The organism is Burkholderia sp. Ac-20349, assembly GCF_017104865.1.
Taxonomy (GTDB): Bacteria; Pseudomonadota; Gammaproteobacteria; order Burkholderiales; family Burkholderiaceae; genus Burkholderia; species Burkholderia aenigmatica.
Window position 1 is genome coordinate 38,352 of the sequence record NZ_JAAGPM010000035.1, and the last position, 22,662, is coordinate 61,013.

At 66.4% G+C, this 22,662-nt stretch carries 28 protein-coding genes, 1 tRNA gene, 1 pseudogene and 1 riboswitch; of the genes and pseudogenes, 13 read left to right on the plus strand and 17 right to left on the minus strand.

The annotated features are described in order from the left end of the window. Positions 1–72 precede the first annotated feature (72 nt). Positions 73–1,260, plus strand: coding sequence for an acyl-CoA dehydrogenase (locus G3N61_RS14280; protein WP_043189404.1), 1,188 nt, complete (start codon positions 73–75; stop codon positions 1,258–1,260). 150 nt (positions 1,261–1,410) lie between these two features. On the opposite strand, the gene G3N61_RS14285 is transcribed toward G3N61_RS14280, so the two are convergent. Beyond that, entirely contained in the window at positions 1,411–2,049 is a 639-nt protein-coding gene (locus G3N61_RS14285; RefSeq protein WP_043189406.1) for a peroxiredoxin, read from the minus strand. 318 nt (positions 2,050–2,367) lie between these two features. Between G3N61_RS14285 and G3N61_RS14290 the strand changes: the two genes are divergently transcribed. From G3N61_RS14290 to G3N61_RS14300, 3 genes are all read left to right on the plus strand, one after another. After that, positions 2,368–2,670 carry a YqjD family protein gene (locus tag G3N61_RS14290; protein ID WP_006494044.1) on the plus strand — a complete coding sequence of 101 codons (303 nt, stop codon included), beginning with the start codon at positions 2,368–2,370 and terminating at the stop codon, positions 2,668–2,670. 123 nt (positions 2,671–2,793) lie between these two features. After that, complete coding sequence (locus G3N61_RS14295) at positions 2,794–3,183, plus strand: phage holin family protein (protein WP_043189411.1); 390 nt, start codon at positions 2,794–2,796, stop codon at positions 3,181–3,183. A gap of 43 nt (positions 3,184–3,226) precedes the next feature. Then, a complete protein-coding gene (locus G3N61_RS14300; protein WP_043189413.1) occupies positions 3,227–3,670 on the plus strand; it encodes a DUF3318 domain-containing protein in 444 nt (147 codons plus the stop codon). A gap of 54 nt (positions 3,671–3,724) precedes the next feature. Here the strand turns inward: G3N61_RS14300 and G3N61_RS14305 are convergent, their stop codons facing one another. The 7 genes from G3N61_RS14305 to glyA form a co-directional block, all read right to left on the minus strand. After that, complete coding sequence (locus G3N61_RS14305; RefSeq protein ID WP_205822790.1) at positions 3,725–4,171, minus strand: type IV pilin protein; 447 nt, start codon at positions 4,169–4,171, stop codon at positions 3,725–3,727. Beyond that, a complete protein-coding gene (locus G3N61_RS14310) occupies positions 4,168–4,686 on the minus strand; it encodes a hypothetical protein (protein ID WP_205822791.1) in 519 nt (172 codons plus the stop codon). The genes G3N61_RS14305 and G3N61_RS14310 overlap by 4 nt, the downstream gene beginning before the upstream one ends. A gap of 146 nt (positions 4,687–4,832) precedes the next feature. Next, positions 4,833–5,666, minus strand: a complete 834-nt coding sequence (locus tag G3N61_RS14315) for a PilW family protein (RefSeq protein WP_205822792.1) — start codon at positions 5,664–5,666, stop codon at positions 4,833–4,835. Then, on the minus strand, positions 5,656–6,057 hold the full coding sequence (locus G3N61_RS14320) for a hypothetical protein (RefSeq protein ID WP_241017740.1): 402 nt from the start codon (positions 6,055–6,057) through the stop codon (positions 5,656–5,658). Before G3N61_RS14320 ends, G3N61_RS14315 begins: the two co-directional genes overlap by 11 nt. Positions 6,058–6,062: 5 nt before the next feature. After that, positions 6,063–6,626, minus strand: coding sequence for a GspH/FimT family pseudopilin (locus tag G3N61_RS14325; protein ID WP_205822793.1), 564 nt, complete (start codon positions 6,624–6,626; stop codon positions 6,063–6,065). 153 nt (positions 6,627–6,779) lie between these two features. Then, positions 6,780–7,259: a transcriptional regulator NrdR gene (nrdR, locus tag G3N61_RS14330; protein ID WP_006476792.1), complete on the minus strand. Its 480-nt coding sequence runs from the start codon at positions 7,257–7,259 to the stop codon at positions 6,780–6,782. Between the two features lie 6 nt (positions 7,260–7,265). Beyond that, positions 7,266–8,513: a serine hydroxymethyltransferase gene (gene glyA, locus G3N61_RS14335; protein ID WP_021157166.1), complete on the minus strand. Its 1,248-nt coding sequence runs from the start codon at positions 8,511–8,513 to the stop codon at positions 7,266–7,268. Between the two features lie 137 nt (positions 8,514–8,650). Continuing rightward, positions 8,651–8,751, minus strand: a riboswitch (ZMP/ZTP riboswitch). Positions 8,752–8,931: 180 nt separating this feature from the next. Between glyA and G3N61_RS14340 the strand changes: the two genes are divergently transcribed. The 9 genes from G3N61_RS14340 to G3N61_RS14380 all read left to right on the plus strand — a co-directional run bounded on the left by G3N61_RS14340 (position 8,932) and on the right by G3N61_RS14380 (position 15,476). After that, the gene (locus G3N61_RS14340) at positions 8,932–9,678 is read left to right on the plus strand and encodes an SDR family NAD(P)-dependent oxidoreductase (RefSeq protein ID WP_043189421.1); all 747 of its coding nucleotides are present in this window, start codon (positions 8,932–8,934) and stop codon (positions 9,676–9,678) included. A gap of 102 nt (positions 9,679–9,780) precedes the next feature. Continuing rightward, a complete protein-coding gene (gene ybgC, locus G3N61_RS14345; protein ID WP_089449982.1) occupies positions 9,781–10,266 on the plus strand; it encodes a tol-pal system-associated acyl-CoA thioesterase in 486 nt (161 codons plus the stop codon). 130 nt (positions 10,267–10,396) lie between these two features. Next, a complete protein-coding gene (gene tolQ / locus G3N61_RS14350) occupies positions 10,397–11,074 on the plus strand; it encodes a protein TolQ (RefSeq protein WP_021157170.1) in 678 nt (225 codons plus the stop codon). A gap of 10 nt (positions 11,075–11,084) precedes the next feature. Next, complete coding sequence (gene tolR, locus G3N61_RS14355) at positions 11,085–11,534, plus strand: protein TolR (RefSeq protein WP_031399575.1); 450 nt, start codon at positions 11,085–11,087, stop codon at positions 11,532–11,534. Beyond that, positions 11,531–12,586, plus strand: coding sequence for a cell envelope integrity protein TolA (gene tolA, locus G3N61_RS14360; RefSeq protein WP_089449981.1), 1,056 nt, complete (start codon positions 11,531–11,533; stop codon positions 12,584–12,586). The genes tolR and tolA overlap by 4 nt, the downstream gene beginning before the upstream one ends. Before the next feature lie 109 nt (positions 12,587–12,695). Continuing rightward, a complete protein-coding gene (tolB, locus tag G3N61_RS14365) occupies positions 12,696–13,991 on the plus strand; it encodes a Tol-Pal system beta propeller repeat protein TolB (RefSeq protein WP_043189432.1) in 1,296 nt (431 codons plus the stop codon). Between the two features lie 17 nt (positions 13,992–14,008). After that, a complete protein-coding gene (pal, locus tag G3N61_RS14370; RefSeq protein WP_043189435.1) occupies positions 14,009–14,521 on the plus strand; it encodes a peptidoglycan-associated lipoprotein Pal in 513 nt (170 codons plus the stop codon). A 19-nt stretch (positions 14,522–14,540) separates the two neighbouring features. Then, positions 14,541–15,290: a tol-pal system protein YbgF gene (gene ybgF / locus G3N61_RS14375; RefSeq protein WP_043189438.1), complete on the plus strand. Its 750-nt coding sequence runs from the start codon at positions 14,541–14,543 to the stop codon at positions 15,288–15,290. Positions 15,291–15,399: 109 nt separating this feature from the next. After that, a tRNA-Lys gene (locus G3N61_RS14380) sits at positions 15,400–15,476 on the plus strand. A 102-nt stretch (positions 15,477–15,578) separates the two neighbouring features. On the opposite strand, the gene G3N61_RS14385 is transcribed toward G3N61_RS14380, so the two are convergent. The 9 genes and pseudogenes from G3N61_RS14385 to G3N61_RS14425 all read right to left on the minus strand — a co-directional run. Beyond that, entirely contained in the window at positions 15,579–15,986 is a 408-nt protein-coding gene (locus G3N61_RS14385; RefSeq protein ID WP_051890344.1) for a DUF3592 domain-containing protein, read from the minus strand. Positions 15,987–16,032: 46 nt separating this feature from the next. Further along, a complete protein-coding gene (locus G3N61_RS14390; RefSeq protein ID WP_205822796.1) occupies positions 16,033–16,980 on the minus strand; it encodes a fatty acid desaturase family protein in 948 nt (315 codons plus the stop codon). Further along, positions 16,977–17,594, minus strand: coding sequence for a phosphatase PAP2 family protein (locus G3N61_RS14395; RefSeq protein WP_205822798.1), 618 nt, complete (start codon positions 17,592–17,594; stop codon positions 16,977–16,979). The genes G3N61_RS14390 and G3N61_RS14395 overlap by 4 nt, the downstream gene beginning before the upstream one ends. After that, entirely contained in the window at positions 17,591–18,748 is a 1,158-nt protein-coding gene (locus G3N61_RS14400) for a hypothetical protein (protein WP_205822806.1), read from the minus strand. Before G3N61_RS14400 ends, G3N61_RS14395 begins: the two co-directional genes overlap by 4 nt. Then, positions 18,745–19,494 carry a hypothetical protein gene (locus G3N61_RS14405; protein ID WP_205822800.1) on the minus strand — a complete coding sequence of 250 codons (750 nt, stop codon included), beginning with the start codon at positions 19,492–19,494 and terminating at the stop codon, positions 18,745–18,747. Before G3N61_RS14405 ends, G3N61_RS14400 begins: the two co-directional genes overlap by 4 nt. Continuing rightward, positions 19,491–20,513, minus strand: a complete 1,023-nt coding sequence (locus tag G3N61_RS14410) for a hypothetical protein (RefSeq protein ID WP_205822802.1) — start codon at positions 20,511–20,513, stop codon at positions 19,491–19,493. Before G3N61_RS14410 ends, G3N61_RS14405 begins: the two co-directional genes overlap by 4 nt. 64 nt (positions 20,514–20,577) lie before the next feature. Further along, positions 20,578–21,642 carry a glycosyltransferase family 2 protein gene (locus G3N61_RS14415; RefSeq protein ID WP_205822804.1) on the minus strand — a complete coding sequence of 355 codons (1,065 nt, stop codon included), beginning with the start codon at positions 21,640–21,642 and terminating at the stop codon, positions 20,578–20,580. 139 nt (positions 21,643–21,781) lie between these two features. Further along, complete coding sequence (yiaA, locus tag G3N61_RS14420) at positions 21,782–22,225, minus strand: inner membrane protein YiaA (RefSeq protein WP_027788274.1); 444 nt, start codon at positions 22,223–22,225, stop codon at positions 21,782–21,784. Positions 22,226–22,327: 102 nt separating this feature from the next. Next, positions 22,328–22,543: pseudogene (locus tag G3N61_RS14425) on the minus strand (helix-turn-helix domain-containing protein); the annotation flags it as partial. Positions 22,544–22,662 lie beyond the last annotated feature (119 nt).

Sequence of the window (22,662 nt, forward strand, 5' to 3'; positions counted from 1 at the left end):
TCGGGCCGACCGCAAAGCATGGGGCCCGAGTAAGCGCTGAAGCGCCAACTCGGGCCGACAGGAGATGAGACGATGAGTGCTGCAACTTTTCATTGGGACGATCCGCTGCTGCTCAACCAGCAACTGACCGAAGAAGAGCGGATGGTGCGCGATGCCGCGCAAGCCTACGCGCAGGACAAGCTCGCGCCGCGCGTGACCGAGGCGTTCCGCCACGAACGTACCGACGCCGAAATCTTCCGCGAGATGGGCGAAGTCGGCCTGCTCGGCCCGACGATTCCCGAGGAATACGGCGGCCCCGGCCTCAATTACGTGAGCTACGGGCTGATCGCCCGCGAAGTCGAGCGCGTCGATTCGGGCTACCGGTCGATGATGTCCGTGCAGTCGTCGCTCGTGATGGTGCCGATCCACGAATTCGGCTCCGACGCGCAGAAGCAGAAATACCTGCCGAAGCTCGCGACCGGCGAATGGATCGGCTGCTTCGGGCTGACCGAGCCGAACCACGGCTCCGATCCGGGCAGCATGGTCACCCGCGCGAAGAAGGTGCCCGGCGGCTACTCGCTGTCCGGCGCGAAGATGTGGATCACGAACTCGCCGATCGCCGACGTGTTCGTCGTGTGGGCGAAGCTGGAAGAAAACGGCAAGGACGCGATTCGCGGCTTCATCCTCGAGAAAGGCTGGAAGGGCCTGTCGGCACCCGCGATCCACGGCAAGGTCGGGCTGCGCGCGTCGATCACCGGCGAGATCGTCCTCGACGAGGTATTCGTCCCGGAAGAGAACCTGATGCCGAACGTGAGCGGCCTGCGCGGCCCGTTCACGTGCCTGAACTCGGCCCGCTACGGGATCGCATGGGGCGCGCTGGGCGCCGCCGAGTCCTGCTGGCACACCGCGCGCCAGTACGTGCTCGACCGCCAGCAGTTCGGCCGGCCGCTCGCTGCGAACCAGCTGATCCAGAAGAAGCTCGCGGACATGCAGACCGAAATCACGCTCGGCCTGCAAGGCGTGCTGCGTCTCGGCCGGATGAAGGACGAAGGCACGGCGGCCGTCGAGATCACGTCGATCATGAAGCGCAACTCGTGCGGCAAGGCGCTCGACATCGCCCGGCTCGCGCGCGACATGCTCGGCGGCAACGGCATCTCGGACGAATTCGGCGTCGCACGCCACCTCGTGAACCTCGAAGTGGTCAACACGTACGAAGGCACGCACGATATCCACGCGCTGATCCTCGGCCGCGCGCAGACGGGCATCCAGGCGTTCTTCTGATCGTCCGGGTGCGGCGTGCGCGGCAGCGATGCTGCGCACGAGCACGCGCAAAAGACACGGCCCGCCCGGCATGACTGCCGGGCGGGCCGTTTTCATCGGAGCCGCACGCCGGGCCGCAGGCCCGCTACCGCGTTCGTGCGCAGCCGCTGCTTACTTGTTCGGCTGCGGCGTGAGGCGCAGATACGGACGCACTGCGTTGAAGCCCTTCGGGAAGCGCTTCTTCAGCTCTTCCGGATCCTGCAGCGACGGCACGATCACGACGTCGTCGCCATCCTTCCAGTTGCCCGGCGTCGCGACCTTGTAGTTGTCGGTCAGCTGCAGCGAGTCGATCACGCGCAGCACTTCGTCGAAGTTGCGCCCCGTGCTGGCCGGGTACGTGATGGTGAGCCGCACCTTCTTGTTCGGGTCGATCACGAACAGCGAACGCACCGTCAGCGTTTCGTTCGCGTTCGGGTGGATCATGTCGTACAGCTGCGAAACCTTGCGGTCCGCATCGGCGATGATCGGAAAACCGACAACCGTCGACTGCGTTTCGTTGATGTCGTTGATCCAGCCCTTGTGCGATTCGACACCGTCGACCGACAGCGCGATCACCTTCACGTTGCGCTTCTCGAATTCGCCCTTCAGCTTCGAGGTCAGCCCGAGTTCGGTCGTGCACACCGGCGTGTAGTCGGCCGGATGCGAGAACAGGACACCCCAGCTGTCGCCCAGCCAGTCGTGAAACTTGATCGGGCCCAGGCTCGATTCCTGCTCGAAATCCGGTGCGATGTCGCCAAGACGCAGACTCATGATGTTCCCTCCTCGAACGATGCTGGTTGAAACCGCGCCCGGATCGGCGCGGGAAAGTCTGTCAGCTTACGGGAAGCAATGGGTCGTGCGAACGATTATTCCGTTTGATATTCATACTTTTTTGTCATTTTTGCCTGGCGTCGGTGCAGGACGCGCGACCACGCGGGAAACTTTTCACCCCGTTTGCCGCTCTGTTGATGATTACAAGTCGTTTACCATGCGGTCTTGCACGGCCGTCGTGTGTCTTCCCGGCTCGCCAGCAGGCAGGCGTTTCGCTACGATGTGAACCTGCAGCATGACAGCATGAAGGGAGTTGCAATGTCGGAAATCAACAAGGAGAAACTGATGTCGGATATCAAAACCGTTCTCTCGGACGCCGAAGACCTGCTCAAGCAAGCTGCGAGCAGCACGGGCGACCGTGCGGCCGAGCTGCGCGAAAAAGCCATGTCGCGCCTGAAGCAGGCCAAGGAAAAGGCGGCCGACGTCCAGGTCGTGGTGGTCGAGAAAGGCAAGAAGGCCGCACGCGCGACCGACGATTACGTGCACGAGCATCCGTGGACGTCGATCGGCGTCGCCGCAGGCGTCGGCGTGCTGATCGGCCTGCTGATCAACCGCAAGTAACGCGCTCCGCGCCGTTTCGTCCCGTTGGCCGCGTCGCGCGGCCTGCGGGCGTCGAAGCCAGCCGGCGGTTTCCGCCGGCCGGCTTTGTCCTAGCTGCACACTGCACGCGCACGCACCTCACCCATGACGACAGACACCACCTCGCAGCCGTCCGGCCAAGGACCGCTGCGCCGCCTCGTCGGCTCCGCGATCGGACTTCTGCAAACGCGCCTCGAACTGGTGAGCATCGAGCTTGCCGAGGAGAAGGAGCGCCTGCTGGGCGTGCTGTTCCTCGGGCTCGCCGCGATGATGCTCGCGACGATGGCACTGATCAGCCTCACCGTGCTTGTCGCGATCGCGTTCTGGGATACCTACCGCTGGCAGTCGCTCGCGGCGATCACCGCGCTGTATGCCGCAAGCGGCATCGTATGCGCACTGAAGGCCCGCTCGGGCCTGCGCGATGCGCCGACCGTATTCGAGGCAACGCTCGCCGAGATCGAGAAAGACCGCGAACTGTTCCGCGGCAAGCCGTGAACGCAAGCGCGCTCACCCCTTCCACCTACTTCGCCGACGCGCCATGAGCCAGAACATCACGGGCAATTCACCCCGCTCCCATTCGTCGCGATCGAACTGGAGCGCGTCGCAGCATCGCGCGCTCCGCAAGGAACTGCTGATCCTGCGATCCGAAGTCGAGCGGCTCGAACTCGCGGAAGCCGCCGGCGAAATGCGCCAGGCCGTCACGCGCTTCAGCTGGCTCAAGGTGTTCATCCCCGGCCTGTCCAGCAACAAGTTCAGCCAGTCCGCCAAGAACCTGAACGCGAGCCTCGGCCAGCTCGTCAACCAGTATCCGATGCTGAGCTCGCTCGCATCGCTCGTGCTCGCAAAACCCGTTCGCTCGCTGCTGCGCGCGAGCGCGGGGCCCGCGCTGAAGTGGGGCACCCTCGGTTTCGCTGCATGGGAGGTCTACCGGATCTGGAAGCAGTCCCGCAACGAGCGCGGGCTCGACACGCACGACGACTGACCGTCGGCAATCTGCGCGCACGGCCACACGCCGTGGCGCGCCTTTCACCCAAACTCAACGCACACCCCAGCACGCCGCGACCTGTTCATCGGCGGTATCACTTCGCACATTGCCCTTCGTCCCGTCCGAGCGCAGCGTGAAGGCACCGCACGCATCGTCGTGCATCGGGCCCGCGTCGAGCGGGATGGCTTCCAGTTCGTAGCTCACCGGCGAATCACCGCCGTCCGGCCGCCTGAGCGCCAATCGATAGACCGCGCGCCCGTCCGGCGGCGCCTGCGCGAGCGCGTCCGGTAATGCCGAAGGCGGCGCACCGTCCCGCGTTTCGAGATATTGGGCCGCCCGGTACAGCGCGGCGACCGCCGACGCGCGATGAACGCGCGCGACATGCTCGCGATACGACGGGATGCTCCATCCTGCCAGTACCGCGACGATCGCGAGCACGATCATCAACTCGATCAGCGTAAATCCCGCCGAACGGTACACGGACGTGCGGCCATTCATCGAAGCACCGTCGCGACGCGACGCCAGCGCAAGGCCACGATGTGTCCGTCGCGGATCGCGACCTGATGCTGCAGCCATACAGCGCTCGATGCATGCGCACCGACGCCACGCGCAGTGACGACATAAGCGCGGCTGCCTGCCGGCCCTGCCCCGCGCCATGCTTCGATCAGGCATCGCGGCGGTTGCGCAGCCATCGGCCAGCCGGCAAACGGCGCAAACGCTTCGGCGGCCGCGAGCGCCGGCATGCGCCGCCACGCGTCCGGCTCCGTGTGCGACTCGCGTTCGCTCACGTAGGGCGCGGAACCCCGGCGCAATCGTGCGGTGCACGCAGCAAGCGCGGCATCGGCCGCGTGAAATGCGATCAGCCGATCGGACAACGCACGCGTGCGGCGCGACTCCGTCAGCGCGACTTCGAACCACGTGCCTGTCAGCGCCGCAACCGCCGCGCCAACCGCGATCACCGCGGGCAAGGCAAGGCCCGCATCGCGATGCCAATCGCGGCTGGCTGACCGCAAGCGTATGCGCGACGCTTGCCGGCTGGTTGTCGGGGCTTCCGCCGCTGCAGCCTGCAGCGGCCCGTCGCCGTGCGTCGCGATAGGCGCAGGCGTATCGCCTGCCGCGACGCATCGCAATCTCTTCGCTGTGTACTGCCCCGCTCCGTTCATCGCGGCACCTCGCGTTCATCCGTTGCATCGCGCAACGTATCGTCGACTGCGTGTTCGGCATTCCTCAACGCGACGATGCGATCGAGCGTCAGACGCGCGCGGCCGTCTTGCGCAACGACAGTGCGGCCGTCGCAATCGACGTGTCGCGCCGGTTCGCCCGCCGGTTCGCCGCGCGCACGCACGCAGACGTGCACGGCCACGACATCGGGCCACTCGTCGCCCCGCATTGCACCGGCATCGACGAACTGCGTGCCGCCGCGGCGAAGATAGCTCACCCGTAACTGGTCGATTCCCGACACGACCGGCTGCGGCGTACCCGGACGGCCGTTTCCTTCGCAATACAGTTCGGGCTCGCCCGTCGACGGACTGACATGGACGTCGAAGCGGTTCTCCACCCGCGCACGCTCGCCGGACACGCCGACACCCTGCCCGAGGCAATCCGACACCTGGCCGCTTACAGTGAGCCACGTCGACACGGCATCGCCGACATACCGGATCAACAACGCGTCCGACGCAGCGCGCACGGGCTCGCACCGTACCTGTGCGCCATCGCCCCTCACGCGCGCCATCGAGCAGCCGAACACCGGCGGCAATGACGACACCCCGTCCGCATCGAGCGGCCGGAAACCGGCCATCTGGATCTGCTGGCCGATCAGCGTCAGTGCCGTGGCGGCTGCATCGCGCATCCGGAACCCGTCGTCCGCGCGCCGCTGCGCAACGCGCTGCGCGTGGTACAACGCACCGGCCGCGACGAGCACGAGCAGACCGACGGTCATCGCAATCAACACTTCAAGCAGCGTATGCGCGCGCATGCGGCGATCAGCGTTCATCAGCGTCGGCCTCCCGATATGGAATCCGGACGCATGACGACGGCTGCACCGACCTGCCCGCCGCTTCGCACCGCGACCCGGTAGCCGCATTGCCGCCGTGCCAGCCGACACCCGCGTAGCGAACGCCATCCGGCCCGTCACCGCGCGTCATCGCGCCGCCGGGCAGCAACGCCGCAGCCCGCGCCGCGAGGCCATCGTCGGCTCCGGCGGCTACATGCAAGCGCTCGATACGCGCATCGGCCAGCCACAGCGCGCGTTCGCGCCAGATCGTCGCGCGCTGTGCACGCGCCATCGCAAGCTGGCTGCCCGCTACAGCCAGCATCACGGTCGCGAGCAGCGCGACGGCCAGCATCGCTTCGATCAGCGACGTGCCGCGCATGGCGTTGCGCATGATGCTCACGCCGCGTCGCAACGGCCGGCGACAACTCGCGCCCGGCCGCCTGCCGCGATCCGCACGCAACGCGATACGCGCGCGTCGCCAGCCCCCGGCACGTCGCGTCGCGGACGCAATTCGAAACGCCGGATGCCACCGATCGCCTGACCGACCGGCGGTGCGAACGCGAGATCGTGCGCGGCGCCCGCGACGGCCACTTCGGCATCGTGCGGATAGCGCCGCAGCACGCGCGACTGCCCGTCGACCTGCCCGCTGACGATCCAGTCACACGACCATTCGGCCGGATCGCACCGCTCACCGGCACGCAGGCAAGTGCCGCCGCTCGCGGCCCGACACAGTGTGACGCGCACGCCGAGACGCGTCGCCTCGGTGCGCGCAAACGACAGCGCGCCGAGCAACGCGCGCGAGCGTGCATCCACGCGTTCGCGCATGCGCCACTGGTCGAACGCGGGTGCCGCATAGAGCGCGAGCCCCGCCGCCAGCGAGATGGCGACCATCAGCTCGACGAGCGTGAACCCGCCCGAGCGTTGCAACAGATTATTCAGGGGTGGAGCGTGCAGTGCCATCGCAGTCGTCCTTCGCCAGGGTGATGCGACGACTGTAGCGACGTGTGCGGACGCGCACCATTTGCCGAATGGCCGACTGGTGGCATGCGATCGCGACCGACACAATCGGCGCGAACTGACCCAACGGAGAAGACGATGAACGGACGCAGCGCGTCAGCGCTTACGCGGAGTCTTGGCGGGAGAGGCGCGACGGAACTCTTCGATCACGTCGGCAAATTCGGAAACGTCCTCGAACCGGCGATACACCGATGCGAAGCGGACATAAGCGATCGTATCGAGGCCGCGCAACTCGTTCATCACGAGTTCGCCGAGCTTCTCGCTACGCACTTCGCGCTCGCCTGTCGCGAGCAGTTGATACTCGATGCGGGCGACCGCCGCGTCGATCGCGTCGGCAGCAACCGGCCGCTTGCGCAGCGCGAGTTGCATGCTGGCGACGATCTTGCGACGGTCGAATTCCGTGCGGCTGCCGTCCTTCTTCACGACGAACGGCAGGGACAGCTCGACCCGCTCGTACGTCGTGAAGCGCTTGTCGCAAGCCGAGCAGCGACGGCGCCGCCGGATCGCGGCGCCATCTTCGGACACGCGCGAGTCCACGACCTGCGTGTCGTCATGCCGGCAGAACGGGCAGCGCATCGTCGATCAGCGATAGACCGGGAAACGCTTGGTCAGCTCGGCGACCTGCGCGCGCACGCGCTCGATCGTCGCTGCATCTTCCGGGTTGTCCAGCACGTCCGCGATCAGGTTGCCCACCTGTTCCGCTTCCGCCGGACCGAAGCCGCGCGTCGTCATTGCCGGCGAACCCAGGCGCACGCCGCTCGTCACGAACGGCTTTTCCGGGTCGTTCGGGATCGCGTTCTTGTTCACCGTGATGTGCGCCGCGCCCAGTGCCGCTTCCGCTGCCTTGCCGGTGATGTTCTTTGCGCGCAGGTCGACCAGCATCACGTGGCTTTCCGTACGGCCCGACACGATCCGCAGACCGCGCTTCACCAGCGTTTCAGCCAGCACGCGTGCGTTCTCGACCACCTTCTCCTGGTACGCCTTGAACTCCGGCGACAGCGCTTCCTTGAACGCCACCGCCTTGCCTGCGATCACGTGCATCAACGGGCCACCCTGGATCCCCGGGAAGATTGCCGAATTGATCGGCTTCTCGTACTCGGCCTTCATCAGGATCACGCCGCCGCGCGGGCCGCGCAGGCTCTTGTGCGTCGTCGTCGTCACGAAGTCCGCGTGCGGCACCGGGTTCGGATACACGCCCGCTGCGATCAGGCCCGCGTAGTGGGCCATGTCGACCATCAGGTACGCACCGACCGACTTCGCGATCTTCGCCAGACGCTCGAAGTCGATCTTCAGCGAGAACGCCGATGCGCCCGCGACGATCAGCTTCGGCTTGTGTTCTTGCGCAAGCTTCTCGGCTGCTTCGTAATCGATGTCTTCGTTCTCGTTCAGGCCGTAGCTCACCACGTTGAACCACTTGCCCGACATGTTCACGGGCGAACCGTGCGTCAGGTGGCCGCCGTGCGCGAGGCTCATGCCCATGATCGTGTCGCCCGGCTTGAGCATCGCGAAGAACACGCCCTGGTTCGCCTGCGAACCCGAGTTCGGCTGCACGTTCGCTGCTTCCGCGCCGAACAGCTGCTTCACGCGATCGATCGCCAGTTGCTCGACGACGTCCACGTATTCGCAGCCGCCGTAGTAGCGCTTGCCCGGATAACCTTCCGCGTACTTGTTCGTGAGTTGCGAACCCTGCGCAGCCATCACGGCCGGGCTCGTGTAGTTTTCCGACGCGATCAGCTCGATGTGATCTTCCTGGCGACGGTTTTCCTGCTCGATCGCGGCAAAGATTTCGGGATCGACGTTCGCGATGGTGCTTTGGGCTCTGTCAAACATACGGTTTCCGTTAAGTGTGTACAGGTTGACCGGAGCGGCCGAGTACGGTGCGCTGCTGGCGGGACCAGCTCGACGTGGCGGAAGAATCCGTATGACGCGAGGCAGGACAGCCACCGGCGATGCACGCGACGGCATACAACGGCTGCCCAGGCGAACGGCAAAAACGGCGCCCCGCGCTTCACGGTGGGATGCTCCACCTTGAACCCGAAGGGTTCTATCGCCAGTCACGCGGGGGTGATGAGCGCGTTAGTGTATTGGATGCGTCATGAATAGGCAACCGCACGGCGGTGCGCCGGAAGCAATTGGGGCCAGACTCTACGCGCCCGTGCCGGAACGCTTTGCCGCCTTGCCGCGGTGCGGCAATCTCAGTAGGCTTGCGGGATACCACCCGCTATTTTGTCATCGACCAGGAGCAGCAATGATCGTGTTCGTCACAGGCGCGTCCGCCGGCTTCGGCGCCGCCATCGCCCGTGCCTTCGTCAAGGGAGGCCACCGCGTCGTCGCGACCGCGCGCCGCAAGGATCGCCTCGATGCGCTCGCCGCCGAACTCGGCGATTCCCTGCTGCCGCTCGAGCTCGACGTACGCGACCGCGCGGCCGTCGAGGCCGTGCCGGCCGCCCTTCCCGCCGAATTCGCGGCACTCGACGTGCTCGTCAACAACGCCGGCCTCGCGCTCGGCGTCGAGCCGGCCCACAAGGCCAGCCTCGACGAATGGCACACGATGATCGATACGAACTGCGCGGGCCTCGTCACGGTCACGCATGCGCTGCTGCCCGGCATGGTCGACCGCGGTCGCGGTCACATCTTCAATATCGGCTCGGTCGCGGGTTCGTACCCTTATGCGGGCGGCAACGTCTACGGCGCGACCAAGGCTTTTGTCAGACAATTCAGCCTGAACCTGCGCGCCGACCTGCTCGGCACGCCGCTGCGCGTCACCGACATCGAGCCGGGCCTGTGCGGCGGCACCGAGTTCTCGAACATCCGCTATCGCGGCGACGACGCAAAAGCGGCAAACGTCTACAACAATGTCCAGCCGCTGATGCCCGAGGACATCGCCGACACGATCTACTGGATCGCGACGCGCCCGGCGCACGTCAACGTCAACACGATCGAGCTGATGCCGATCGCGCAAGCACCCGGCGGCCCGACCGTCCACCGCGGCTGAAGTCACGCGGGCCCGGCCCCCTCGGGCCGGCCCGCAGTGTGCTACGGCATACTACATTCCGTTACGAATCGGTTACGAATCAGGCTCTTGCCTTCCGGTAGAATGCGCGCCATGACCCAGCCTACCCGCTCCCCGGAAGCGCCCTCCGGCTTCATCTGGCCGGTGCGCGTGTACTACGAGGATACCGACGCAGGCGGCATCGTCTTCTATGCCAACTACCTGAAGTTCTTCGAACGCGCCCGCACCGAGTGGCTGCGCGCGTGCGGCATCGACCAGCGTCAGCTCGCCGACGATACCGACGCGATCTTCGTCGTCCGCAGCACGTCGCTCGACTACCGCGCGCCGGCGCGACTCGACGATACCCTGGCGATCACGAGCCGGCCCGGACGCATCGGCCGCGCATCGGTGGAATTCACGCAGGAGGCCTGGTGCGGAGACACGCTGCTCGTGGCCGGACACATCCGTCTCGGCTGCGTCGACCGTACCGGCATCCGGCCCGCGGCCATCCCGCCGGCCGTGCTCGACGCGCTGCAGCGCGGGCCCGTCATCGACGACGGGCACACTGCACTGTCAACGAAGCTCGCATGAGCGCCGTTTAGACAAAGCCTATGAACTTGCCTTTCTGATTCGATACTAAGCAAGGTTCGGCGTCAGGCATGGCCGGCGCGCCGCGCCGCACGCATACCGGGCGCCCCGAAGGGACGTTACTCAAACCTCTATGAACACTTCTCAAGACCTGTCGATCATTTCCCTCGTCCTCAATGCGAGCGTGCTGGCCCAGGCCGTGATGGGGCTGCTGCTGCTGCTGTCGCTGATGTCGTGGACCTTCATCTTCCGCAAGTGGTTTGCGATCCGCCGCGCACGCGCGCAGACCGAACGCTTCGAGAAAGATTTCTGGTCGGGCGGCGACCTGCAGGCGCTGTACCAGAGCGCAGCCAACAACCGCCACACGATCGGCGCGCTCGAGCGGATCTTCGAATCGGGCATGCGCGAGTTCCTGAAGGCGAAGGAAAAGCGCATCAGCGATCCGGGCCTCGTGCTCGACGGTGCACGCCGCGCAATGCGCGCGTCGTTCCAGCGTGAAATGGACGTGCTCGAAGCGAACCTCGCGTTCCTCGCGTCGGTCGGCTCGGTCAGCCCGTACATCGGTCTGTTCGGCACGGTCTGGGGGATCATGAACTCGTTCCGCGGCCTCGCGAACGTGCAGCAAGCCACGCTCGCGAACGTCGCACCGGGCATCGCCGAGGCGCTCGTCGCCACCGCGATCGGCCTGTTCGCCGCGATTCCGGCGGTGGTCGCGTACAACCGCTACGCACACGACATCGACCGCCTCGCGATCCGCTTCGAGACCTTCATCGAAGAGTTCTCGAACATCCTGCAGCGTCAGGCCCAGTAAGGAGCGCGCCATGGCAGGAAGTCCCATCCGATCCAGCATGCGCGGCGGCCGCTCGCGCCGCGCAATGGCCGACATCAACGTCGTGCCGTACATCGACGTGATGCTGGTGCTGCTCGTGATCTTCATGGTCACCGCACCGCTCGTCGCCCCGTCGATCATCAACCTGCCGACCGTCGGCAACGCCGCGCCGCAGGAGCAGACGCCGCCCGTCGTCGTCAACATCAAGGCCGATCGCACGATGAGCGTCAAGTACAAGGGCGACTCGGGCGCGACCCAGGAAGACACGATGACGAAGGCCGAGCTCGACAGCTTCATCGCAGCCCGGCAGGCTGACCATCCCGACCAGCCGGTCGTGATCGCGGCCGACAAGACCGTGCAGTACGATGCAGTCATGACCGTGATGTCCGATCTGAAGGCGCGCGGCGTCAAGCGCGTCGGCCTCCTCGTCAAATCGCAATGAACCGGCAGCAATCCACGCGCAGCTCCGCCTACCCGCCTCAGCCTCCCCGCGAGCGCGGCACCTGGCGCGCCTTCGCGCTCGCCGCGCTGATGCACGTGCTGCTCGCGCTGTTTCTCTATCACGGCGTGCAGTGGCAGAACAGCACGCCGGCCGGCGCCGAAGCCGAGCTGTGGACCGAGGTGCCCGATGTCCCCGCACCGCGGCCCGTTGTCACACCCGCGCCGCCCGTGAAGGTCGCGCCGCCCCCTCCCCCGGTGCGCGACGAGCAGGCCGATATCGCGCTGCAGCAGAAGAAGCGGCAGCAGGAAGCGGCCGCGCGTGAAGCGCTGCTCGAGCAGCAGCGCCGCGCGCAGCAACTGAAGGCCCAGCAGGAAGAGGAAACCCGGCGCGCGCAACTCGCGGCGCAGCAGGCAGCCGCACTCGCCGCGCAGAAGGCCGCGGAACGCGACCGGCAGAAGCAGGCCGACAAGCTCAAGCAACAGCAGCTCGCCGAGCAGCAGAAGCTCGAACAGCAGAAACTCCAGCAACAGAAGCAGGCGCAGCTCGAAGCGCAGCAGGCGGCGAAGGCGAAGGCCGACGCGGCCGCGAAGGCAAAGGCGGAAGCCCAGGCCAAGGCGAAGGCCGAAGCCACGGCGCGCGCGAAGGCCAGCGCGGCGGCGAACGCCAAGCTCGACCGCGAGCGCAGCGCGCGTCTCGCGCAGATGCAGGGCCTGTCCGGCGCCGGTGAAGGCGGCGGCGAAGGCCTCGCGAAAAGTGGCACGGGCACGGGCTCCGGCGGCAATGCCGCGACGCCCGGCTATGCCGACAAGGTGCGCCGCCGCGTCAAACCGAACATCGTTTGGGGCGGCGAGCGAGCAGGCCTGACCACCGTCGTCAAGATTCGGTGCACGCCGTCCGGTGACGTATTGAGCGCATCGGTTTCCCGCTCCAGCGGGAATTCGGGGTGGGATCAAGCCGTGGTCAATGCGATCCACGCATCGGTCCCGTTGCCGCCCGATTCTAACGGTCGTACCCCGTCGGACATTACGATTACCTTCAAGGCGGCGGAGTGAAAAGAAATGCGCTTACACTCCGGGCGTCGCTGTCGGACGGGAACGAATCGGGTATTTTTACTGTCTCTGCCGTTGCGCAGCGATCCAAGTCATACGGGAAGCAAGAAGCATGAGTTTGATGACAAAGCTAGGTTTCAGGGCACTCGTGGCCTCGTGTCTGATTACGGCGGGCAGCGCCGCTAACGCCCAGGTCAACGTGCTGATCACCGGTGTCGGGTCGACCCAGTTCCCCATCGCCACCGCGAATTTCGCGAACGAGGCGAACCTGCCGCAGCAGGTCACGTCGATCGTCCGCGCCGACCTCGCCCGCAGCGGCAAATTCACCAACATCGACGCCGGCAGCACGCCGGTGCCGGAGAGCGCCTCGGTCGATCTCGGCGCATGGAAGGCCAAGGGCGCCAATGCGTTCGTCGCCGGCAGCGTGAACCGCGAGGCGAACGGCCAGTACAAGGTCAACTTCATCCTGTACGACACCGTGAAGCAGCAAAGCCTCGGCGGCCTGTCGCTGACGGCCACCGACACCACGCTGCGCACGGCCGGCCACAAGATCGCCGACTACATCTACCAGAAGCTGCTGGGCGTGCGCGGCGTGTTCGCCACGCGCCTGTCGTACGTGATCAAGACCGGTAACCGCTACCAGTTGCAGATCTCGGATTCGGACGGCCAGAACGCGCGCATTGCGCTGTCGAGCACCGAACCGATCATCTCGCCGTCGTGGTCGCCGAGCGGCACCAAGGTCGCTTACGTGTCGTTCGAGCGCAAGAAGCCGATCGTCTACATCCACGATCTGCCGACCGGCCGCCGCTACATCGTCTCCGACCAGAAGGGCAACAACAGCGCACCGGCCTGGTCGCCGGACAGCAACACGCTGGCCGTCGCACTGTCGCTGACGGGCAATACGCAAATCTATACGGTCAACTCGACGGGCGGCGGCCTGCGCCGCCTCACGCAGAGCAGCTCGATCGACACCGAGCCGTTCTACTCGCCGGACGGTCGCTGGATCTACTTCACGAGCGATCGCGGCGGCGCGCCGCAGATCTACCGGATGCCCGCCCAGGGTGAAAGCGCCGGTGCCGCGCAGCGCGTGACCTTCACGGGCAGCTACAACACGAGTCCGCGCATCAGCCCGGACGGCAAGCTGCTCGCTTACATCTCCCGCACGGGTGGGGGCTTCAAGCTGTACGTTCAGGATCTGCAGTCCGGCGCGGCGAACGCCATCACGAATACGAATCGCGACGAATCGCCGAGCTTCGCGGCAAACGGCCAGTACCTTCTGTACGCTACCCAGTCGGGTGGTCGCAATGTTCTGGCAGCAGTGCCCTCCGACGGCAGCGCGCCGCCGCAAATCCTGTCCGTCCAGGGCGGCTCCGTTCGTGAGCCGTCGTGGGGGCCCTTCATGCAATGACCACAAGGAGAGTAACCATGATGTCGAATAAAGCTCGTCTGGCCCTGGCCGTGATGATGATCAGCGCGCTCGCAGCGTGTAAGTCGGGCGTGAAGCTCGACGACAAGGCGAATGCCGGCGGTGCGGTGAGCACGCAGCCGAGCGCCGACAACGTCGCGCAAGTGAACGTCGATCCGCTGAACGACCCGAACAGCCCGCTCGCGAAGCGCAGCATCTACTTCGACTTCGACAGCTATTCGGTGAAGGACGAGTACCAGCCGCTGATGCAGCAGCACGCTCAGTACCTGAAGAGCCACCCGCAGCGCCACGTGCTGATCCAGGGCAACACCGACGAACGCGGCACGAGCGAGTACAACCTCGCGCTGGGCCAGAAGCGTGCGGAAGCCGTCCGCCGTGCGATGGCACTGCTCGGCGTGAACGATTCGCAAATGGAAGCCGTGAGCCTCGGCAAGGAAAAGCCGCAGGCATCGGGTCACGACGAAGCATCGTGGGCGCAGAACCGTCGCGCCGACCTCGTCTACCAACAGTAAGTAACGGAAGAATCGCCGTATGACGCACCGTGTATCCCTGCTGCGCGTTGCCGCAGCATTCTGCGTCGCCGGCGCGGCGTGGTCGGCCGCGCCGGCGCACGCCGGCGTGTTCGATGACAACGAAGCGCGCCGCGCCGTGCTCGATCTGCGCAGCAAAACCGACAACCTGGCGAGCCAGTTGTCGGCCGCCCAGCGTACGATCCTCGATCAATCCGGCCGTCTCGACCAGCTGAACCAGCAGGTCGCGACGCTGCGCGGCGAGAACGAGGATCTGACGAACCGGCTGACGACGCTCGAGCGGCAGCAGAAGGAGTACTACCAGGATCTCGACACGCGGCTCAAGAAGTTCGAGCCGCAGCAGACGACGATCGATGGTGTCGAAGGCACCGTGCAGCCGGGTGAAACGGATGCGCTCAGTGCGGCGCAGCAGCAGTTCCGCAACGGCAACTTCAAGGCGGCAGCGGCTTCGTTCCGTGCGTTCATCGCGAAGTATCCGCAGAGCCCTTACCAGCCGACCGCGCAGTACTGGTACGGCAATGCGCAGTACGCGCTGCGCGACTACCGTGGTTCGACCGCAACGTGGCAAGGGATCGTCAGCAAGTTCCCGCAGCATCCGCGCGCAGCGGACGCCCTCGTGGCAATCGGCACGAACCAACTGGAGCAAGGGCAGAAGGCGGCCGCGAAGAAGACGTTCGAGCAGGTCGTCTCGCAGTATGGCGGGTCGAACGCTGCGCAGACGGCGCAGGGCAAGCTTGAGACGATCAAATAATTATCGCGGCGGGCTGTTGACAGCCCAGCATTCCGTCGCTATAATCTTTTGCTCTTTGGGTCGTTTCAGAAGTTGTTGAAGCAACGAGCCAAACAGGTTTCAAGAACGTGGGGTGGTAACTCAGTTGGTTAGAGTATCTGACTTTTAATCAGAGAGTCGAGGGTTCGAGTCCCTCCCACCCTACCAACTATCTTTGATAGTGCAAATTAAAGCCTCCCAAGCGGAGGCTTTTTTGCGTCTGTCGCCTGCCGGGTCGGGCGCGCAATCCCGATGGCGCTCGCGACGCACTCAGTCGCGCCCGGCTTCCGATTCCGGTCGAAGCGATTTTCCCGTCAATCCTGCGTAAAGAAATGCGATCGTGAAAGCGATCAAGATGATCGACTCGAGCCAGGTGTTCGTGAACGTATCGACTTCTGCACTGGTTAGCGGCCTGGCCGGGTCATAGCGAACCGGAACCGTGTCACCGACCTCCACCGTCACGAAGCTCCCCGGAAACGATACGCGCTCGCCGCTGTTCGTCACGAACTCGATCAGCGGGTGATGCTCGCCGTGGGTCAACCGGACCACCGTTCCCTGCACGGCAACGGACGACCCGATGAAAGAGAAACGTTCGTCGATCGATGTCGCGCTGCACATCGCCGCGACCACGCCGATCGCCAGCGCAAAGTAATTGAACCTCCCGGTCTTGTCGGCCATCCTGTTTCCCCTGTATCGATCCGCTCACGACTCCCCCGCCCGCGTATCAGCGCACGCTCACGTCGCGCAGCACCGCACCATATCCGGCGTACAGATTGCCGCCAGGCAGCAACTGCCGCTGCGCGAGCTGCCGATGCACGACCGGCAGGTTATGGAACGGCATCCGCGTGAACAGGTGATGTTCGATATGAAAATGAATCGCGTGCGGGCCGAACAGGAACGTCTGCCACGAACGCCGGACGATCGTGCGCGCGTTGCGGCTCTGATCGGCACACGCGGGCAGCCCCGCGTGCTCGAAGATCGCGCGCACCTGTCCGGCGAGCGGCAGCAGCGTGACGGATGGCACGATCCACAACGTGACGTACAACAGCGGATGTCCGGCCAATGCGAGCGCACCGAACAGCGCACCATTGCCGGCCAGCATCGACGCGACTTCCCACGCGGCATACGCACGCGACTTCGCGACCTTCGGCAACGCATGCGCAAACTCGCCGCGCGCGAGCTTCACGACACTCGTCACGTAGCCGATCCCGCACGCGTACGCGAGCAGGCGGCCGATCAGCCGTCCGCGTGATACCGGATAGTCGCGTACCCCAAAGAGCAGCGCGACCGGATCGTCCGACTGCATCGGTGCGCGATGGTGCTTCAGATGGCCTGCACGATACGTGCGCAGCGACAGCCACAGCGGGCCGGCCGCGAACAGTTGGCCCAGCGCATCGTTGGCGCGCCGGTTCCGTGCCAGCAACCCGTGCGCGCCTTCGTGCATCAAGACCGCGAGCGCAAGCTGGCTGCGCGCGATCACGATCGCGGCCAACACGTACACGAGCGGATGTGGAAACGCGATCGCCACCGCGAACGCAGCGGCAATCATCAACCAGTCGCCTGCCAGCGCCGCGCCGACGCGCAACGCGCTCACGCGATACAGCGCGGGATCGGGCACGAACCGCGCAAGCTCGGCCTCCGGCCCGGCAAGGTGAGCGCGGGTATCCGTCACGCGAGCCTCCCGCGCAGCGAGCGCCGTTCGACCCACAGCGCACTGGCCACCGCAAGCGCCACGCCGCCCAGCACATCGGCAACCGTATGCTGCTTGAGCGTCAGCGTCGACGTGCAGATCAGCAGGCCGATCGCCACCGTCACGTTCCGCCGCCGGTCCGCCAGCATCCGGCAGGCAAGACACGTCACCGCGACATGCAGGCTCGGAAAGCCGTTGGCCGCGAGATCGAGCTGCCACATGCGCGCGAGACGGTGGCGCACGAACACGTTGCCGATCTCCGCGACGTCGGGCCGCGGCACGGCTTCTGGAAACAGCAGGAAGCACACGACACCGAACACGAACGCGATCAGCACGGCCTCCTTGAACGCGGCGAACGCGGGCGGCCGCGCATACGCGGCAAGCGCAACCACGAACGGAAAGAAGCCGACGTAGACGAACCACGACCACGCGATGAACGGGATCCGCGCATCGATCGCCGTGGCAAACACGTAGCGCGGCGAGACGCCGCGCTCCAGCAGAAAGAAGATCGCGAGGCCGGCTGCCATGCCGAACGTCGCGGCCAGCATCTGCCGGATATCGGGCCGGCGATCGTCACGAAACGACAGCAAATTCATCGTGGTGCCGGCGCCTCGCATCGCGTCTCCGCATCGGCCACCTGCGCACGCGCACGCAGTGCGAGGAGGCGCGACGTCCACGCTTCCACCCGCGCTCGCGCATGCTCGTGGCCGGCGATCGTTCCTGCCTGCGTGCCGGGATGGCGCATCAGTTCGGCGGCGGCCTGCCCGACTTCCCGCCGGAACGCGACCGCATCGCCGCGCCACGTGACGACACGGTGCACGAGGTGCAGCCGTGCGGCGCGCGCGGCGTTGCTCGCCTGCTCGGGCTGATCGGACTGCACGAGCAGGATCGGGCGGCGATACACGCGCGCGATCGACAACGCGGCCATGCCGGGGGCCGACACGATCAACGGTGCATGGGCAGCGCGCGTCGCCCAGTCGGCGTCGACGCCGGTCCAGCCGTCGTGCCCGGCATAGCCCTCGCCCACTCGGTACGTGGCGAGCCCCGCGTCGCGCATGCCGGCCGACAACGCATCGGCGAGCGCGATATCGCGGAAGTGCGGATTCAGATAGACGGCTGCGGCAGCCGGTTCCGAAGCCGGACGCTCAGCGACGACCGGCACCGGCGTCGGCAGCCGGCAATGGAGGTGCGATCGCTGCGCATCGTCTGCGGCGTCATACGCAAAATCGTGCTCGATGCAGCACCGCGCCGAATCGATCTGCCAGTCGACGATCCGTGCGAACGCACGCGCCAGCGCGCGCGGCAGCCGCGCATCGAAATTCGCGGTCAACGCACGGCGCAGGCTGCCGCCATACACGTGGACGACGCGGCGCCGCCAGCCCGGCATCGCGCCCATGAACAGCAGCGCCGGATGAAACGAGTCGTTGATCACGAGATCGGCATCGCGGGCGAACGCATGCAGCCGCGCGATGTCGCGCAGCATGCGCGTCGGCCTGAACACGTAGTGCGCGACATTGCGATCGGTCGCATCGCGCAGCATGTTCTGCCATTCGTCGAACTGCACCGCGTAGTGACGCGACAGCACGGTCGCATCGATGCCGAACGCAGCCAGGAATGCCTGCCCCGCATCGGACGTCGTCAGCACGTCGACCCGCGCGCCGGCCGCGCGCAACGCATGCACGAGCAGTTGCGCGCGCATCAGGTGACCGCGCGCGTCGGCCGTCGCCAGGTAGACGATCCGCGGCATCATGCGCGCGGACGAAGCGACTGGATCCATCCGGCCGCGACCATCGCCAGCGCGCCCGTCACGCCGAAACCGGCTTCGATCGCGCGGATCTCGTTCAGCAGCACGGCGAGATGCGCGGCCTCGGACGGTGCAACGAGACGCCGCAGCGTATCCGCGCAGAGCCTGACATGCCGCGTCTCGTCGGCGAGCACGCGCGAAAGCAGCGGATACAGCGGATGCGCATCGCCGATCGTCTCGCAGTGGCGCGCGAGCACGCGCATCGCCATCTGTTCCGCGCATAGACCCGTCGCATAGGCCGGCACGAGCACGCCTTGCGCGAAATGCGACGCATGGCGCTGCGCGAGCCGGCGCCATCGCATGATCTTGCGCCGGCTCAGCCAGTCGGGCTCGTGCGGTGCGGTCGACGGCGCGACGCCGCGCACCCGCAGCGCATCGGCGAACGCGGCCGCGTGGCGGCGCTCGTCCGCGAGATGCTGCTCGATGCGCGGCGCGAGCCAGTCCGGCGGCTGTCCGGTCCAGTCCTCGTGCAACGCGCACTCGGTCGCCTCCTCGCCGATCAGGTACATGCGCAACACCCAGCGCTCGCCATGTGTGCTGCGATGAAGCTGCCGGATCGCCGCCCGCTTGAGCCGATCGACGAGGTACGCACGCACCCGCGCCGCGCCGCGCGGCACGGGCGCATCGAGACAGTCGAAGCACGCGTCGTGCGCCGCCTGCGGCGACGCCGGCAGTTCGCCTGCCGCGCTCATGCCGGCACGCCCGGTACGGACGCGGATTTCGTCACGGGTGCCGCAGCGGCGGCCGGATCGCGACGCCATCCGAGGATCAGGCCGATGAAGCTTTCCTGCATGAACGCATAGGCGGACGCCGTCGCACCCGCGAATGCCTCCTCGCGGCCGTTCACGCGCAGGTAGCCGTTGCCGTCGCGTGCGCCGAATTCGATCCGGTCGCTCTTCCTGAAGCCGCGCGCGCGCATGTCCGTCACGAGCGCGCTGCCGTCGAGGCCGAACAGGAACAGCTCGCGCTGTGCGACCCACACCGGAATGTGATTGCTCAATGCGTCGAAACGAATCGCCCACGTGCCGGACGCGAGTGCGCGATCGACGTCGGCATCGTGCGGCGCGTTCGACGTGAAGCTCGCACGCGCGACCGACTTCGTCAGGCCGCCGACGCCTAGCGCGACCGTGATGTCGTCCGCGGACGGCTGCTTCGGATCGGTCGCACGCACCTTCACGAGATGCCGGGCGAGCCGCGATGCAAGCGACGGATGCGCGAACAGCGCCAGCGTTTCGTCCGGCGTGAGCACGTCGCGCTCGCGCTCGCCCTCGCCCTCCTTCACCCGCACGCGATACGGATCGATCCGGACATCGGTGAACGTGCCGTGCACGGGCGCATGGACGTACACGTCGCGGTCCCATTTCGCGCCGTCGCGACGCAACAGCACGTGCACGCTCAGCGGCACGCGTCGGCCCTCGACGTCGACGCCCGTGCCCTGCAGCAGCACGTCGCCGAGCACGTCCTTCGTGCGGCGCGTCGCATCGCTCGAGAAGACGATCGCGTGCGCATCGGCATCGATGCGCGCGTGAACGTCGGGCGCATCGAGCGCGATGCGGTTGCAGTCCGTCGCGGCCGCGTTCGCGAACGGGCAGCCGCTTTGCGACGCGAAGTGGTAAACCCCGCGCCCCGCGTGATCGACCGGCGCGGCATGGACGCCGGCGCTGGCGGCAAACAGGGCGAGGCAGGCGACACGGGTGGCGAGGAAGGACATGATCGTTGTCGGGATGGATGCCGGGGGCGGCGTGTCATGGCCGCGCGCGATGCGCGGCGCCGGTTCAATGACGGTGATAGGACAGCGCTTCGAGATCGCGCCGGGCCGAGGCGCGCCCGGCGAGACCGAACCCGCGCGCGAGCGCGCCGAGCGTATCGACGGCGGACGCGGCGATCGTGACGCCGACGGCCGCGAGATAGCGAACCGCGCCCAGCGGCGGCAACTGCTGGCGATTGAGCGCGCGCAGGCTGTAGCCGAGCCGCATGGTCATCACGCAGAGCGGGCCGAGCGGGCCGCTGCGGCCGAGCCACTGCCACCCGCGCGGCAGGTACGCGTTCACGAGATACGGCGTCAACCCGACGCTGTCCTCGCCGCGCATCCAGCGCAGCTTCAGCGATTCGCGATGCGTGTCCGGCAGCCGATGCTCGGTGTGCGCGGCCGGCGCGAACTCGACGGCCACGCCGGCCGCCTGCATCCGCAACCCCATCACCTGGCAATGCGCGCGATAGACGCCGTCGAGCGGCTCGTAACGGAATTGCGCGAACACATCGCGCCGGAACGCGACGTTGTTCGCGTAGAAGTTGCGCGTCGCGCCATCGCGCAGCGGGCTCGGGAAATACATGAAATCGATCGACGTCAGCGCGATGCCGAGCACGTTCGGCGCATAGCTGGTGCGCCCGGCCACCGCGACGGGCGCATCGCCGGCGTCGCGCGCGAACGGCGCGAGCAGGTGCTCGAGCCAGTCATCGGCCGGCCGGCAATCGGCATCGCCGAACACGACGATGTCGCAACGGGCCGCGTCGACGCGATCGAACCCGTCGTTCTTCGCATCGTAGTAGCCCGTGCTCGCGCCGATCTCGACGAAGTCGATCGGGCGGCCGGCCAGTACGGCGATCTCCGCGCACGCATCGGCGGGCAGGCCATCGTGCGTGATGATCCACTGCGCGAGTGCCGCGGGCGGCACGGTCTGCTTCGACAGCGCCGATACGAGGCGCTTCAGGCTGTCGACGGCTTGCGCGAGCCCCGCGCCGCCCCGCAGGTTGTTCGTCTCCAGCACGAGCGCGGCCCGCGCCGCCACCGAACGGGCCGCCGCGCGGGTAGGCCGTGTGGTTTCTGGGAAGTCTGGCATCCGGAATATCTCCATCGTCATGCGCATCGGCATCGATGAAACGAATGGGCAGGGAGCCCGCGGCGCATCGGCGAATGCGGATCGCCCGCGACCGTCGTCGCAAAACGGGCGGCCGGGAAGGCGCCCGCTTCGCGTGCCGTCACTCCTGGACCGACGGCGCCGATTCGGCGTCGGTATAGCGCGGCTTCGCATTCTGCAGGTCGCGCGTGTTCTTCTGCACGGCCACCGAACCGAACAGGGCGAGCACGAACGACATCGCGTAGAAGCCCTTCTCGCTCAACTGCAGCGTTGCGTTGAAGAGGCCGACGATCAGCAGCGCGATCGACAGCAGCAGCGCGATCCAGCTGAGGCCGTAGTAGATGCCGGTGACGGGAATGCCTTCCGCGCGGTCGCGGACGCTCTTCTGCAGCGAGATCGCCGCATACAGGCCGAACACCAGCACGGTGAAGTAGTAGCCCTTCTCGTTGAGCTGCATGCCAGCGTTCCAGAGACCGATCAGGAATGCTGCAAAACCGGCGAGCAGCGCGGCCCACGATGCGGCCACGAACGCGAACGACGGCTGCTGGATGGTGGTCTGGTTCATTGCTTTGCCCTCTCTTTCTTCTTGTTCGAAATCGTTTTCGTTGAACTGCGTTTCGCGCATGGTAGCAGCTTTGGCACGCGGCAAGACGGCTGGCTTGCAGTCTTACAACTCGCGCTGCGCCCGCCGCCAGCGCCCCGGCGTCGTGCCGAGCACCGCGCGAAACGCCTTGCCGAACGCGGCCTCGGACTGGTAACCGACCGCCTGCCCGATCTCCGCCTGCCCGCGCTGCGTGTCCTGCAGCAGCGCGCACGCATGCATCATCCGGATCTGCGCAACGAACGCGCCGACACTCATCCCGGCCCGCTCGCGGAAATGCCTGTTTCACTTTGATGACGGTTTGTTCGTCATCCTTATCATGATCTGCGCAATGCTTTTCCCGATTTCCGTATCCAGTGCGTTCGACGGCATCTACCGGAAAGGACGAAGCGAATCCGGAA

Excerpts from the sequence above, each read along its gene's own strand:
- G3N61_RS14280 (WP_043189404.1), top strand. The coding sequence starts at position 73 with ATGAGTGCTGCAACTTTTCATTGGGACGATCCGCTGCTGCTCAACCAG.
- G3N61_RS14285 (WP_043189406.1), bottom strand. The coding sequence starts at position 2,049 with ATGAGTCTGCGTCTTGGCGACATCGCACCGGATTTCGAGCAGGAATCG.
- G3N61_RS14290 (WP_006494044.1), top strand. The coding sequence starts at position 2,368 with ATGTCGGAAATCAACAAGGAGAAACTGATGTCGGATATCAAAACCGTT.
- G3N61_RS14295 (WP_043189411.1), top strand. The coding sequence starts at position 2,794 with ATGACGACAGACACCACCTCGCAGCCGTCCGGCCAAGGACCGCTGCGC.
- G3N61_RS14300 (WP_043189413.1), top strand. The coding sequence starts at position 3,227 with ATGAGCCAGAACATCACGGGCAATTCACCCCGCTCCCATTCGTCGCGA.
- G3N61_RS14305 (WP_205822790.1), bottom strand. The coding sequence starts at position 4,171 with ATGAATGGCCGCACGTCCGTGTACCGTTCGGCGGGATTTACGCTGATC.
- G3N61_RS14315 (WP_205822792.1), bottom strand. The coding sequence starts at position 5,666 with ATGAACGCTGATCGCCGCATGCGCGCGCATACGCTGCTTGAAGTGTTG.
- G3N61_RS14320 (WP_241017740.1), bottom strand. The coding sequence starts at position 6,057 with ATGCGCAACGCCATGCGCGGCACGTCGCTGATCGAAGCGATGCTGGCC.
- G3N61_RS14325 (WP_205822793.1), bottom strand. The coding sequence starts at position 6,626 with ATGGCACTGCACGCTCCACCCCTGAATAATCTGTTGCAACGCTCGGGC.
- nrdR (WP_006476792.1), bottom strand. The coding sequence starts at position 7,259 with ATGCGCTGCCCGTTCTGCCGGCATGACGACACGCAGGTCGTGGACTCG.
- glyA (WP_021157166.1), bottom strand. The coding sequence starts at position 8,513 with ATGTTTGACAGAGCCCAAAGCACCATCGCGAACGTCGATCCCGAAATC.
- G3N61_RS14340 (WP_043189421.1), top strand. The coding sequence starts at position 8,932 with ATGATCGTGTTCGTCACAGGCGCGTCCGCCGGCTTCGGCGCCGCCATC.
- ybgC (WP_089449982.1), top strand. The coding sequence starts at position 9,781 with ATGCGCGCCATGACCCAGCCTACCCGCTCCCCGGAAGCGCCCTCCGGC.
- tolQ (WP_021157170.1), top strand. The coding sequence starts at position 10,397 with ATGAACACTTCTCAAGACCTGTCGATCATTTCCCTCGTCCTCAATGCG.
- tolR (WP_031399575.1), top strand. The coding sequence starts at position 11,085 with ATGGCAGGAAGTCCCATCCGATCCAGCATGCGCGGCGGCCGCTCGCGC.
- tolA (WP_089449981.1), top strand. The coding sequence starts at position 11,531 with ATGAACCGGCAGCAATCCACGCGCAGCTCCGCCTACCCGCCTCAGCCT.
- tolB (WP_043189432.1), top strand. The coding sequence starts at position 12,696 with ATGAGTTTGATGACAAAGCTAGGTTTCAGGGCACTCGTGGCCTCGTGT.
- pal (WP_043189435.1), top strand. The coding sequence starts at position 14,009 with ATGATGTCGAATAAAGCTCGTCTGGCCCTGGCCGTGATGATGATCAGC.
- ybgF (WP_043189438.1), top strand. The coding sequence starts at position 14,541 with ATGACGCACCGTGTATCCCTGCTGCGCGTTGCCGCAGCATTCTGCGTC.
- G3N61_RS14385 (WP_051890344.1), bottom strand. The coding sequence starts at position 15,986 with ATGGCCGACAAGACCGGGAGGTTCAATTACTTTGCGCTGGCGATCGGC.
- G3N61_RS14395 (WP_205822798.1), bottom strand. The coding sequence starts at position 17,594 with ATGAATTTGCTGTCGTTTCGTGACGATCGCCGGCCCGATATCCGGCAG.
- G3N61_RS14400 (WP_205822806.1), bottom strand. The coding sequence starts at position 18,748 with ATGATGCCGCGGATCGTCTACCTGGCGACGGCCGACGCGCGCGGTCAC.
- G3N61_RS14405 (WP_205822800.1), bottom strand. The coding sequence starts at position 19,494 with ATGAGCGCGGCAGGCGAACTGCCGGCGTCGCCGCAGGCGGCGCACGAC.
- G3N61_RS14410 (WP_205822802.1), bottom strand. The coding sequence starts at position 20,513 with ATGTCCTTCCTCGCCACCCGTGTCGCCTGCCTCGCCCTGTTTGCCGCC.
- G3N61_RS14415 (WP_205822804.1), bottom strand. The coding sequence starts at position 21,642 with ATGCCAGACTTCCCAGAAACCACACGGCCTACCCGCGCGGCGGCCCGT.
- yiaA (WP_027788274.1), bottom strand. The coding sequence starts at position 22,225 with ATGAACCAGACCACCATCCAGCAGCCGTCGTTCGCGTTCGTGGCCGCA.